At 70.7% G+C, this 12,878-nt stretch carries 8 protein-coding genes and 1 pseudogene; 7 read left to right on the forward strand and 2 right to left on the reverse strand.

The annotated features are described in order from the left end of the window. Positions 1-2: 2 nt before the first annotated feature. The 4 genes from AB0F77_RS40820 (at position 3) to cimA (ending at position 4,907) form a co-directional block, all read left to right on the forward strand. Complete coding sequence (locus AB0F77_RS40820; RefSeq protein WP_361959100.1) at positions 3-1,022, forward strand: agmatine deiminase family protein; 1,020 nt, start codon at positions 3-5, stop codon at positions 1,020-1,022. A gap of 8 nt (positions 1,023-1,030) precedes the next feature. Further along, a complete protein-coding gene (locus tag AB0F77_RS40825) occupies positions 1,031-1,672 on the forward strand; it encodes a TetR/AcrR family transcriptional regulator (protein WP_361959103.1) in 642 nt (213 codons plus the stop codon). 38 nt (positions 1,673-1,710) lie between these two features. Next, positions 1,711-3,012, forward strand: coding sequence for an MFS transporter (locus AB0F77_RS40830; protein WP_361959106.1), 1,302 nt, complete (start codon positions 1,711-1,713; stop codon positions 3,010-3,012). 284 nt (positions 3,013-3,296) lie between these two features. Continuing rightward, complete coding sequence (gene cimA, locus AB0F77_RS40835; RefSeq protein ID WP_361959109.1) at positions 3,297-4,907, forward strand: citramalate synthase; 1,611 nt, start codon at positions 3,297-3,299, stop codon at positions 4,905-4,907. 54 nt (positions 4,908-4,961) lie between these two features. Here the strand turns inward: cimA and AB0F77_RS40840 are convergent, their stop codons facing one another. Continuing rightward, complete coding sequence (locus AB0F77_RS40840) at positions 4,962-6,827, reverse strand: ricin-type beta-trefoil lectin domain protein (protein ID WP_361959120.1); 1,866 nt, start codon at positions 6,825-6,827, stop codon at positions 4,962-4,964. A gap of 262 nt (positions 6,828-7,089) precedes the next feature. Here AB0F77_RS40840 and AB0F77_RS40845 point away from each other — a divergent pair, with 262 nt between their 5' ends. Both AB0F77_RS40845 and AB0F77_RS40850 read left to right on the forward strand, forming a co-directional pair. Continuing rightward, entirely contained in the window at positions 7,090-10,110 is a 3,021-nt protein-coding gene (locus tag AB0F77_RS40845) for a glycoside hydrolase family 3 N-terminal domain-containing protein (protein WP_361959112.1), read from the forward strand. A gap of 53 nt (positions 10,111-10,163) precedes the next feature. Beyond that, positions 10,164-11,534 carry a hypothetical protein gene (locus AB0F77_RS40850; RefSeq protein WP_361959115.1) on the forward strand — a complete coding sequence of 457 codons (1,371 nt, stop codon included), beginning with the start codon at positions 10,164-10,166 and terminating at the stop codon, positions 11,532-11,534. A 141-nt stretch (positions 11,535-11,675) separates the two neighbouring features. Here AB0F77_RS40850 and AB0F77_RS40855 read toward each other — a convergent pair whose 3' ends face one another. Further along, complete coding sequence (locus AB0F77_RS40855) at positions 11,676-12,272, reverse strand: YceI family protein (protein ID WP_361959118.1); 597 nt, start codon at positions 12,270-12,272, stop codon at positions 11,676-11,678. 422 nt (positions 12,273-12,694) lie between these two features. Between AB0F77_RS40855 and AB0F77_RS40860 the strand changes: the two are divergent. Continuing rightward, positions 12,695-12,878 (forward strand): annotated as a pseudogene (locus AB0F77_RS40860) (methylmalonyl-CoA carboxyltransferase); the annotation flags it as partial.

Consider the following 12,878-nt stretch of genomic DNA (forward strand, 5'->3'; position numbering starts at 1 on the left):
GCATGACCTTCCGCATGCCCCCCGAGTGGGCCCCGCACGAGCGCACCTGGATGGCCTGGCCGGGCCCCAACCCGACCTTCGCCACCGACGGGGAACTCGCCGAGGCCCGTACCGCCTGGGCGGCCGTGGCCCGCGCCGTGCGCCGCTTCGAGCCCGTGACGATGGTGCACGGCCCCGGCCAGGGCGAGTCGGCGCGCGTACTGCTCGGTCCGGACGTCGACCTCGTGGAGCGCGAGCTCGACGACGCGTGGATGCGTGACACCGGCCCGACGTTCGTGACCGACGAGGAGGGCCGACTGGCCGCCGTGGACTGGGTGTTCAACGGCTGGGGCGGCCAGGACTGGGCCCGCTGGGAGCACGACTCCAAGATCGCCCGGCATGTCGCGGACCTCGTCGGGGTGCCGGTGCTGAGCAGCACGCTCGTCAACGAGGGCGGCGCGATCCACGTCGACGGCGAGGGCACGGTCCTGCTGACCGAGACCGTCCAGCTCGGCGCCGGCCGCAACCCCGGCTGGAGCCGCGAGCGGGTGGAGGCGGAGGTCCACGCCAGGCTCGGCACCACCAAGGCGATCTGGCTCCCGCACGGCCTGAGCGGCGACTACGGCAGATACGGCACCCAGGGCCACGTCGACATCGTCGCGGCCTTCGCACGGCCCGGCACCGTGGTCGTGCACAGCCAGCGGGACCCGGCCCACCCGGACCACGCCCGCTCCCGGACCTACCTGGAGATCCTGCGCGGCGAGACCGACGCCGAGGGCCGCCCCCTGGAGGTCGTCGAGGTCCCCGCCCCCACCGCGCTGCGGAACGAGGAGGGCGGCTGGGCCGACTACTCCTACATCAACCACTACCTGTGCAACGACGGCGTCGTGCTGTGCGCCTTCGACGACCCGCACGACGAGATCGCCGCCGGCATCTTCCGGAAGCTGTTCCCGGAGCGGACGGTGACCCTCGTGGACGCCCGTACGATCTTCTCGGGAGGCGGTGGCATCCACTGCATCACCCAGCAGCAACCCCGTACCTAGGAGACGAGATGGCCGGTGGGCGCAGACACGCCCCGCCGCGTGAGGACGTCCTCGCCGCCGCCATGGACATGATCGCCGAGCGCGGTCTGGAGAAGCTCACCATGGCGGCCCTCGGCCGCGAGGTCGGCATGAGCAGCGGCCATCTCCTCTACTACTTCGGCTCCAAGGACGAACTCCTGCTGCGCACCCTGGAGTGGAGCGAGGGCCGGCTCGGTGCCGCCCGCGGCCGGCTGCTCACCCGCGCGGGGAGCGTTCGCGAACGGCTCGACGCCTATGTCGAGCTCTACGTTCCCGACGGGCCCCGCGATCCGCACTGGACGCTCTGGCTCGAGGTCTGGAACCGTTCCTCGCAGACGGCCGCGGAGGACGCCCGCGACCGGCAGGCCGCGATCGAGGGGGCGTGGCACCGCGACCTCGTCGCCCTGCTGGCCGAGGGGATCTCCCGGCGGGAGTTCCGGGCCGTCGACGCCGACCGCTTCGCCGCGAGGACGCGTGCGCTGCTCGACGGGTTCTCCATCCACGTCGCCATCGGGCTGCGCGGTACCGGCCGGGAGCACGTGCTCGCCCACGTACGGGAGTTCTTCGAGGGGTCACTTCTCACGGACGCCCAATCGTTTCGGGACGATGTCGGCCCGTTGGCCGAAAAGTAACGGAATCCTTGGCTCCGGGGGTGGGCAAGGTACGGCGCATGGGACGACATGAGTGGAAGAAGATCTGGGTCGGCTCGGCGGGCAACATGGTCGAGTGGTTCGACTGGTTCGTATACGCGAGCTTCGCGCCGTATTTCGCCGGGGCTTTTTTCCCGAGCGGCAACCCCACCGCCCAGCTGATGAACACCGCCGGCATCTTCGCCGTCGGGTTCTTCATGCGGCCGGTCGGCGGCTGGCTGCTCGGGCGGGTCGGTGACCGCAGAGGCCGCAAGGCCGCGCTCACCCTGACCGTCACCCTCATGTCCGCGTCGGCGGTGCTCATCGCCGTCGCGCCGACCTACGCCGTCGCCGGGTACGGCGGCGCGTTAGTCCTGCTCGTCGCCCGGCTGCTCCAGGGCCTGTCGGTCGGCGGCGAGTACGCGGCCAGCGCCACCTATCTCACCGAGGCGTCCGACCCGCGCCGACGCGGCTTCGCCTCCAGCTTCCAGTACGTGTCGATGACCGCCGGACAGATCCTCGGCCTCGGCCTCCTGATCATCCTCCAGCGCACCCTCTCCGACGAGGCCCTGCACGGCTACGGCTGGCGCGTCCCCTTCGTGGTCGGCGCGCTCGGCGCGGCCGTCGTCCTCTACCTGCGCCGCACCATGCTGGAGACCGAGGTGTACGCGGAGGACACCTCGGGCGACGCCACGCGCGGCACGCTGCGCGCGCTGTGGGGCCACCGCAGGGAGGCGTTCCTCGTGATCGCCCTGACCATGGGCGGCACGGTCGCCTACTACACGTACACCACGTACCTCACGAAGTACCTGTCCAACTCGGCGGGCCTGTCCAAGGAGACCGCGACCCTCGTCTCCTTCACCGCGCTCATCGTCTTCGCCTGTCTCCAGCCCCTCGCCGGCATGCTCTCCGACCGCATCGGCCGCCGCCCGCTGCTGATCACCTTCGCCGTGGGCTCCACCGTCCTCACCGTGCCGGTCATGACCCTCCTCAAGCACGCCGACGGCTACTGGCCGGCGCTCGGACTCTCCCTGCTCGCCCTCGTCGTCGTCACCGGCTACACCTCCATCAACGCGTGCGTGAAGGCCGAGCTGTTCCCGACCGGGGTCCGCGCCCTCGGCGTGGCCCTGCCGTACGCGCTGGCCAACGCCCTGTTCGGCGGCACCGCGGAGTACGTCGCCCTGTGGTTCAAGGACGCCGGCGTCGAGTCCGGGTTCTACTGGTACGTGGCCGGCTGCGCCGCCGTGTCCCTCGTGGTGTACGTCACGATGCGCGAGACGAAGGACCTGGACCTGAAGCAGGTGCAGGCCCGCGAGGCGTCCACCCTCACGCCCGCATCCTGAGACAGTCGTGAGCCCGGGGGCGGGGTTGTGCCAGACTGCCCCCGTGCTCTCGTTCGCCATGATTATTGGCAGCAGGCGCGCCGGTCCGCAGTGACCGCCACGTACGACCAGGTACGGGTGGCCACCGTCGTCCTCGACCCGCGCGCAGACCTCTCGCACCCGCGAGGGGTTTTTTCGTTTTCCGGCCCACCCCAGCCGGGGGACGCAGGCGCGAGGGACCTCAGACGGGACGGTGGAGTCGGTTCTTCCGAAAGACCGAGATTCAACACAGGAGCCTTGAGACCATGACCGAGACGGCATCCAGCGAGCTCGACGACTCGTTCCACGTCTTCGACACCACGCTGCGCGACGGGGCCCAGCGTGAGGGGATCAACCTCACCGTCGCGGACAAGCTCGCCATCGCCCGGCACCTGGACGACTTCGGCGTGGGCTTCATCGAGGGCGGCTGGCCGGGGGCCAACCCGCGCGACACCGAGTTCTTCGCCCGTGCGCGCGAGGAGATCGACTTCCGGCACGCCCAGCTCGTCGCCTTCGGCGCCACCCGCCGCGCCGGCACCAAGGCCGCCGAGGACCCGCAGGTCAAGGCGCTCCTGGACGCCGGCGCCCCGGTGATCACCCTGGTCGCCAAGTCCCACGACCGGCACGTGGAACTGGCGCTGCGCACCACCCTCGAAGAGAACCTGGAGATGGTCCGCGACACCGTCTCCTACCTGCGCGAGCAGGGCCGCCGGGTGTTCGTCGACTGCGAGCACTTCTTCGACGGCTACCGGGCCAACCCCGAGTACGCCAAGGCCGTCGTACGGGCCGCGGCCGAGGCGGGCGCCGACGTCGTGGTCCTGTGCGACACCAACGGCGGCATGCTGCCCGCCCAGGTCCAGGCCGTCGTCGCCACCGTCCTCGCCGACACCGGCGCCCGGCTCGGCATCCACGCCCAGGACGACACCGGCTGCGCGGTCGCCAACACCCTCGCCGCCGTCGACGCGGGCGCCACGCACGTCCAGTGCACCGCCAACGGATACGGCGAGCGCGTCGGCAACGCCAACCTCTTCCCGGTCGTCGCCGCGCTGGAACTGAAGTACGGCAAGCGGGTCCTGCCCGAGGGCACGCTCGCCGAGACGACCCGCATCTCCCACGCCATCGCCGAGGTCGTCAACCTCACCCCCTCCACCCACCAGCCCTACGTGGGTGTCTCGGCCTTCGCGCACAAGGCGGGCCTGCACGCCTCCGCGATCAAGGTCGACCCGGACCTCTACCAGCACATCGACCCCGAGAGCGTCGGCAACACCATGCGGATGCTGGTCTCCGACATGGCCGGCCGCGCCTCCATCGAGCTCAAGGGCAAGGAACTCGGCATCGACCTGGGCGGCGACCGCGAACTGGTCGGCCGGGTGGTCGACCGGGTCAAGGAACGCGAGCTGAAGGGCTACACCTACGAGGCCGCGGACGCCTCCTTCGAACTCCTGCTGCGCTCCGAGGTCGAGGGCAAGCCGCTCACCTACTTCCGGGTGGAGTCCTGGCGCGCCATCGTCGAGGACCGGCCCGACGGCACCCACGCCAACGAGGCCACGGTCAAACTGTGGGCCAAGAGCGAGCGGATCGTCGCCACCGCCGAGGGCAACGGACCGGTCAACGCCCTCGACCGGGCGCTGCGGGTCGCCCTCGAACGGATCTACCCCCAGCTCGCCAAGCTCGGTCTCGTCGACTACAAGGTCCGCATCCTGGAGGGCAAGCACGGCACCCAGTCCACGACCCGCGTCCTGATCTCCACCTCCGACGGCAACGGTGAGTGGTCCACGGTGGGCGTGGCGGAGAACGTCATCGCCGCCTCCTGGCAGGCCCTGGAGGACGCCTACACCTACGGCCTGCTCCGCGCCGGCGTGGAACCGGCGGAGTGACACGCCGGACCCGCGCGGCACGCCGCGCGGGTCCGGACCGGCTGGTGACCAGCCCTACTGGAGGTGCCACTTCTGGTTGGCCGCGCCCGTGCAGGTCCAGATCTGGCCACGGGCCCCGTTCGCCGAGGAGTTGTCCGTCACATCGAGGCACTTGTTCGCGGCCAGGTTCACCACGTCACCCGTCGACGCGTTGTACGACCAGCGCTGGGCACCGCTCCCGTTGCAGTCGTACAACTGGACCTTGGCCCCGTTCGCCGTCGACGCCGACGTCACGTCCAGGCACTTGCCGAGCGCCTGGAGCGAGCCGTCCGCCTGCACGGTCCAGCGCTGGGCCGTGCTGCCGTTGCAGTCGTACAGCTGCACCGCCGCGCCGTTGGTGCTGGAGGCGCCCGCCACGTCCAGGCACTTGCCGCCGAGACCCACGAACGCGCCGGACTGGCTGCCGCCCCCGGACTGCCCGCCGGACCAGGTGAACGTCGCCGACGTCTTGCCCGGCAGCGAGTAGGTGGCGTGCTGCGAACCCCAGTTGATGGTGACCGTCTTGGCCGCCGAGGCGTCGTTGTACGCGATCAGCGCCTTGGACCCGTCGGGGTTGCGCCAGGCCACGTTCGGCACCGAGGACGACGCCGTCGACGCGATGCGCTGCGCGCCCGGCCGCACGAACTTCGTCAGGTGGCCCATCGTGTAGTACTCGACCGTGTAGTCGACCTGTCCGCTGCGCCCGTCCCCGTTGTGCACGGTGATCAGACCGGTGCAGGTGCCGCAACCGCCGTTGTGCGGGCCCATGTTCTGGTCCACGGCCAGCGACCACTTGGTCACCGACTTCGCCCAGTTGCGGGTGTAGTCGATGATGTTGGACATGTCCTCGCGCTGCTGGTTGGCGATCCAGGTGCCGCCCGAGTGCTCGGTGCCGAACGCGTCCAGCGAGGGGTACTGGTTGTGCACGGTCGTCTGCTTGTTGATGTCACCGCCGTACCCGTGCCAGGCGATGCCGCCGAAGTTCGGGTGGTTGCGCACGGCCGCGTCGTCCACCGTCTGCGCGGCGTAGGAGTCGTAGACGTCCCAGTTCCAGTCGTGCGCCAGCACCTTGGTGGACAGCCCCGCCGCCTGGAGCTTCGGCAGCAGCTCGCTCTTGGTGAAGTAGGCGAGCCCGCTCGCGTTCCAGCTCATCGACGGGTAGCTCGAACAGCACGTCGGCTCGTTCTGCGCGGTCACGTACGAGACGTTGATGCCCTGGTCCCGGTACGCCTGGAGGTACTTGACGAAGTACGAGGCGTACGCCCCGTAGTCCTCCGCCTTCAGCCAGCCGCCGTTGAGCTGCCCGCTGTCCTTCATCCAGGCCGGCGCCGTCCACGGCGAGGCCATCACGGTCAGCGACGGGTTCAGCTGGGTGGCCTGCCTGGTCAGCGGCACAACGTCGGCGAGGTCGTGCGCGATGCTGAACTGGTTGAGGTTCGGGTCGCTCTGGCCCGCCGGGACGTCGTCGAACGTGTACCCGAAGCGGGCCAGGTCCGAGGCGCCCATCGGATTGCGCAGGAACGAGAGTCCGATGCCGTCCGTGGGGGAGAACAGCTTGCGCATCGTGGCGTCGCGCGTCGCCTGCGACAGGGCCCCGCTGCTGTTCATCAGCCAGGCCGCGGTGTCCGTGAAGGACGCGCCGCCGCCGGTGAACGTCTGGTAGCGGGTGTTCTCGTCGACGGTGATGTTCTCACCGCCGCCGCCGGCTCCGGCCTGGAAGGCGAACGGCGTCTGCGCCTGGAGCCCACGCGTCACGTGGCGCCCGCCGGAGTCGTCGGTGGTGGTCAGATAGGCGGTCACCTGCTCGCCGGCCGCGTGTGCCGGCGCGGTCGCGGCCGTGAGGCCGGCCGTGCTCAGCAGACCGGCCAGCAGCACGTGCACCGCGCGCAGCGGTCTTCTCATGGGTCGTGCCATGGAACGCCACCCTTCTGAAGGTGGGGGACTGGGAGGCATGCGAGCCGTGAGTAAATGACGGTCGCGAAGGGCCGTCAAGGGGTTGGGCGTTCAGAACCTGAAGGAACAACACCCTTCCTGGCCAATGGACTTGGGTCTGTACCGGTTCTGACGTGATGTATTGACGCACCGAGCGACACACTTGTTAACTCACGACGTGATCTAAGTCATGAGTGAAATCTGCGAGTTCCCGAGAGCCGAGGGAAGGTCCATGCGAAGAACCGCCCTGCTCGCGTCAGTCGCTCTACTCAGCGCGCTCGTTCCGCTCACCGCCGCGGGCAGCGCCGCCGGCGCCGACGACCCGCCGCCCGTCCCGGTGGACCGCTTCGAGGGCGAGGTCCCCTTCGCCCCGCAGCCCGCCGACGGCATCTTCACCTGGGGCGGCGACAGCGACGACCCGCCGACGCTGTCGCTCGCCGACCGGACCGACGCCCCCGAGGGCGCCAAGGTCCTCGCGGGGACGTACGACATCAGCGGGTACGGCGGCTTCACCCACGACTTCGCCGCGAACCAGCCCGCCCACGACTGGTCCGCCCACAAGGGCATCCGGTTCTGGTGGGACGGCCAGGACAACGGCAAGCGCATCGCCTTCGAGATCAAGGACGGCGGCGCGAACGGCGAGGCGTCGGAGCTGTGGACCACGGGCTTCACCGACGACTTCACCGGCTGGAAGCAGATAGAGATCCCCTTCACCGACTTCGCGTACCGCACCGACTTCCAGCCCGTCGGCGGCATCGACCACGTCCTCGGACTCACCGAGATGTGGGGCTACGCGGTCACCCTCCCCACCGGCATCCAGAGCCGGTTCGCCATGGACGGCGTCGAGCTGTACGGCAAGGCCGACCAGTCCCTGCGGGCCTCCGTCACCACCGACTCCGCCGTCCGCCCGGTCACCGAGGGCGGCAGGGCCACCGTCAAGGTCTCCGTCGCCACCACGGGCGCCGTCCCCCTCGACGAGCCGGTGACCGTGACGTACGAGACCTCCGGCGGCACCGCCGAACCGGGCAAGGACTACACCCCGGTCTCCGGCACCCTCACCTTCCCCGCCGGCACGCCCTCCGGCACCGCGCGGGCGATCACGGTGTCCACCCGCAAGGACAAGGCCGCCGAGCCGGCCGAGACGATCCCGCTGAAGCTCACGGTGACCGGCGCCAAGGCCCCCGCCGAGAACCCGCAGGTCGTCATCGACGCGCACGGACTGCCGTACCTGGACAGCAGGCTGCCCGTGAAGAAGCGGGTCGCGGACCTCCTGGGGCGGCTGTCCCTGGAGGAGAAGGCCGGCCAGATGACCCAGGCCGAGCGCGCCGCGATCAACGCGCCCGGCGACATCGCCTCCTACGCCCTCGGCTCGCTGCTGTCCGGCGGCGGCTCCACGCCGACGCCCAACACCCCCGCGGCCTGGGCGAAGATGATCGACGCCTTCCAGCTGAGGGCGCAGGCCACCCGCTTCCAGATCCCGCTGATCTACGGCGTCGACGCGGTCCACGGCCACAACAACCTCACCGGCGCCACGATCATGCCGCACAACATCGGCATCGGCGCCACGCGCGACCCCCGGCTCGCCGAGCGGACCGGAGAGGTGACGGCCGCCGAGGTCCGCGCGACCGGCGTCCCCTGGGACTTCGCGCCCTGCCTCTGTGTCTCCCGCGACGAACGCTGGGGCCGTTCCTACGAGTCCTTCGGCGAGGACCCGGCGCTGGTCGAGTCCATGGAGACGGTGATCCAGGGCCTCCAGGGCCGCCCCGACGGACGTGACCTGAAGGACGGCGACAAGGTCCTCGCCACCGCCAAGCACTTCGTCGGCGACGGCGGCACCGCGTACGGCTCCTCCACCACGGGCACCTACACGGTCGACCAGGGCGTCACGAAGGTCACCCGGCAGCAGCTGGAGAACGTCCACCTGGCGCCCTTCCAGGAGGCGGTCGACCGGGGCGTCGGCACGGTCATGCCGTCGTACTCCTCCCTGGACATCCAGGGCGACGGGCTCGGCCCGGTCAAGATGCACGCCCGCGGCGACATGATCAACGGTGTGCTCAAGGACCGCATGGGCTTCGACGGGTTCGTCATCAGCGACTGGAACGCCATCGACCAGCTCCCCGGGGACTACGCCTCCCACGTGCGCACGTCCGTCAACGCGGGCGTCGACATGATGATGGTGCCGTACACCTACAAGGAGTTCACCGCCGCGCTCATCGCCGAGGTGAAGGCCGGCCGGGTCACCGAGAAGCGGATCGACGACGCCGTCTCCCGCATCCTCACCGAGAAGTTCGAACTGGGCCTCTTCGAGCACCCGTACGCCGACACCAGCGGCGCGTCGCGGATCGGCTCGGCCGCGCACCGGGCCGTCGCCCGCCAGGCCGCCGCCGAGTCGCAGGTGCTGCTGAAGAACTCCGGCGGCCTGCTGCCCCTGAAGAAGAGCCAGAAGGTGTACGTCGCCGGGTCCAACGCCGACGACCTCGGCAACCAGACCGGCGGCTGGACCATCACCTGGCAGGGGTCCTCCGGCAACATCACGCAGGGCACCACCGTGCTCCAGGGCATGAAGAACGCCGGCGGGAACGTCACCTACTCCAAGGACGCCTCGGCGTCCACCTCCGGCTACGACGTCGGGGTGGTCGTCGTCGGCGAGACCCCGTACGCCGAGGGCATCGGCGACGTCGGCAACGGACACTCGCTGTCCCTGTCCGCCGCCGACCAGCGGGCCGTGGACACGGTGTGCGCGGCCATGAAGTGCGCCGTGCTCGTCGTCTCCGGACGCCCGCAGCTGATCGGCGACCGGCTCGGCGACATCGACGCCCTCGTCGCCTCCTGGCTGCCGGGCACCGAGGGCGACGGCGTGGCCGACGTCCTCTACGGCAAGCGGGCCTTCACCGGTCAGCTCCCGGTCACCTGGCCGAAGTCCGAGGCCCAGCTGCCGATCAACGTCGGCGACGCCGCGTACGACCCGCAGTTCCCCTACGGCTGGGGCCTGACCACCAAGACCCGGACGCCCGAGGGCGGTACGGCCACCCTGCGGGCGCTCGGCCTCGCGGCGGCGGTCGCCGAACGGGCGGGCGCCGACGGGGCCGGGCGTGACCTGGTCACCAGGGCCCGGCTGATCGTGCAGGAGCGGGTCGGACAGCGGATCACCGCGGCGGTGGCCAAGCCCTTCGCCGACGCGGACCACCTGCTGCTGACCGGGAAGTACAAGGCGGCGGTGGACAAGCTGACGGAGGCCTACCGGGCGTCCTGAACCGCATGTCGATCGAATGTTCCCTTTTGGGAGGCTTCGGGTAGGTTCCAGATATGAAGGCCCTGCTGTGGACCCGAAGCCTTCCGACGCTCCTCCTGGCCGCCCTGGCCCTGGTCGTCGCGACACTGCTCGCGCCGCCGGCCGGGGCGGCCACGAGCGTCGACACCGTGGCCCGGGCCCTCAGACAGCACCCGGTCTACGTCGACCCCGCCGCCACCGGCCAGCTCTCCGCGGCCCAGGCGCGGACCCTCGCCCAGCGGATCGAGAAGGCGGGCGGCACGGGCAAGCCCCTGTTCATCGCTGTCCTGCCCGCCGACCACCCCACCCGGAACCTCTTCGCCGATCTGCGCGCCGCCACCGGCGTCACCGGCCTCTACGCCGTCCGCCTCGGCGACCGCTTCGACGCCCGCGCCGACTCCTCGGTGCTGTCCCGCACGGCGGTCCGCAACCTGGTCACCAGCGTGCAGGGCGAGGACGCCAGGACCCAGCTCACCGACTTCACCGACCGGGCCCTCGCGAACATGGGCGGCCGGGCTCCGGTGAGCTGGGGGACGAGCGACCCCGGTCCCGGTGTGTCCACCACGGCCCTGATCACCGCGGGCGCGGTCGTCGTGGCCGGCGGCGCGGGCGCCTACGCGCTGGTCAGTCGCAACCGGCGGCGGCACGAGGAGGAGCAGCGGGCCGCCCTGGAGCGGCTGCGGGTCGTCGTGGACGAGGACATCACCGCCTTCGGCGAGGAGCTCGACCGCCTCGACTTCCATCCGGCGGAGCAGGGCGCCGACGACGCGATGCGCGCCGACTACGAACGTGCCCTCGACTCCTACGACCGTGCCAAGTCGGCCATGGCGCAGGCGGCGAGACCCGAGGACGTGCGCGCGGTCACCCGGGCCCTGGAGGACGGCCGCTTCTCGCTGGCGCAGCTCGCCGCCCGCCGCACGGGCGAGCCGCTCCCCGAACGCCGGCCGCCCTGCTTCTTCGACCCCCGGCACGGCCCCTCGGTCGCCGACGCCACCTGGACCCCGCCCGGCGGCACGTCCCGCGAGGTCCCGGTCTGCGCGGCCGACGGCACCCGGCTCGCGGACGGCCGTGACCCGGTGGTCCGCGAGGTCGACACCGACCACGGCCGCCGCCCCTACTGGGACGCGGGACCGGCCTACGGTCCCTGGGCCGGCGGCTACTTCGGCGGCGGCCTCCTGCCCGGCCTGCTCGTCGGCACCCTCCTCGGCAGCGCGATGGCGGCCCCGGCGTACGGCGCCGACTACGGCACGGGGTACGGCGACTTCGGCGCCGCCGGCTACGAGGGCGGCGACGTGTCCGGGGCGGACTACGACCCAGGGGACTTCGGCGGCGGGTTCGGCGGGGGCGACTTCGGGGGCGGGGGCGACTTCGGTGGGGGAGGCGGGGACTTCGGCGGCGGCTTCTGACCGGACGCCGGGCCCGTGCGGGCCGCGGGGGGACGCTCGGGGCGCCGGGAACGCACAGGCGCCCGCCCTTCCTGTCCGTGCCGATCGGCGCGGCGGACGGAGGAAGGCGGGCGCGTGCTGTGCGTGCGGGTCAGGAACGGGTCACGCGTTCTTGATCGCCGAGATGTCGAAGTTCAGCTTGATCTTGTCGGAGACCAGGACGCCGCCCGTCTCCAGCGCGGCGTTCCAGGTCAGGCCCCACTCGGAGCGCAGGATCTCCGCCTTGCCCTCGAAGCCGACGCGCTCGTTGCCGAAGGGGTCCTTGGCGGCGCCGTTGAACTCGAGGTCGATGCTGAGGGGCTTGGTGACGCCGAGGATGGAGAGGTCACCGGTGATGCGGTAGTCGTCGCCGCCCAGGGACTCCGCCTTGGTGGAACGGAACGTCATCGTCGGGAACTCGTCCGTCTTGAAGAAGTCGGCCGACTTCAGGTGCCCGTCGCGGTCGGCGTTGCCGGTGTCGATGCTCTCCATCCGGACGTCGATCGTGGCGGTCGACCTGCTCGGGTCGCCGCCGTCCAGGTGCAGCGTGCCGTTGAAGTCGAGGAAGCCGCCCTTGACGTTGGTGACCATGGCGTGGCGGGCCACGAAGCCGATCGTGGTGTGCGTGGGGTCGAGCGTGTAGTCGCCGGTGAGCGCGGCCAGCTCGGGGGAGGCCGTGGCGGTCGTGTCGTCGCTGCTCTTGCGGCCGAAGATGCCCATGACGTGCTCCTTGGGGACGGGAGATGCGGGAGTGCGGTTGATGTTGAATCTTCAATGAGCTCAACAGGGACGACGGTAGACCTATTCCGTTCAATGTTCAACATCATCTACAGGTGTGTTGACGGCACCACCCTGCGTCACCCCGTCGTGCGTCGGTGTGCGGCGGGAGGCGATAGGCTCCGTCCGGGTCGACCCCCTCCGTTCGGGGCCGCGCGTCACTCCGGGGATGGCATGTGCCCGACGTGAATGTGAGGTGACTCTCAGGCGGTCCCTTTGTGGCACCCCTACAAGGGCGATGCCCCCTGAGCAGTCGGAACGGCTGCATGCCCCCACGGTTCTGTTCGGTGGTACCAGGAAAACGGGCCGGAGACTGTACGGAGTCGACGGCCCGCTTTCCTCGGTCTCCTTCGTAAGGTCGCTACATGACCGTTTTGGAAGAGACGACGGGTGAGCCCGCGGACGCGCGTGGTCGGGTCGCGGAGTTGCACGAGATCCGTGCGCGGGCTGTTGCGGGTCCGGGTGAGCGGGCGACTGAGGCGCAGCATGCGAAGGGCAAGCTGACGGCTCGGGAGCGGATCGAGTTGTTGCTGGATCCGGGGTCTTTCC

It is taken from the genome of Streptomyces sp. NPDC026672, assembly GCF_040638185.1.
GTDB lineage: Bacteria > Actinomycetota > Actinomycetes > Streptomycetales > Streptomycetaceae > Streptomyces.

Coding starts and splice junctions, on each gene's coding strand:
- AB0F77_RS40830 (WP_361959106.1), top strand. CDS start 1,711: ATGGGACGACATGAGTGGAAGAAGATCTGGGTCGGCTCGGCGGGCAAC.
- AB0F77_RS40855 (WP_361959118.1), bottom strand. CDS start 12,272: ATGGGCATCTTCGGCCGCAAGAGCAGCGACGACACGACCGCCACGGCC.
- AB0F77_RS40825 (WP_361959103.1), top strand. CDS start 1,031: ATGGCCGGTGGGCGCAGACACGCCCCGCCGCGTGAGGACGTCCTCGCC.
- AB0F77_RS40850 (WP_361959115.1), top strand. CDS start 10,164: ATGAAGGCCCTGCTGTGGACCCGAAGCCTTCCGACGCTCCTCCTGGCC.
- AB0F77_RS40840 (WP_361959120.1), bottom strand. CDS start 6,827: ATGAGAAGACCGCTGCGCGCGGTGCACGTGCTGCTGGCCGGTCTGCTG.
- AB0F77_RS40820 (WP_361959100.1), top strand. CDS start 3: ATGACCTTCCGCATGCCCCCCGAGTGGGCCCCGCACGAGCGCACCTGG.
- AB0F77_RS40845 (WP_361959112.1), top strand. CDS start 7,090: ATGCGAAGAACCGCCCTGCTCGCGTCAGTCGCTCTACTCAGCGCGCTC.
- cimA (WP_361959109.1), top strand. CDS start 3,297: ATGACCGAGACGGCATCCAGCGAGCTCGACGACTCGTTCCACGTCTTC.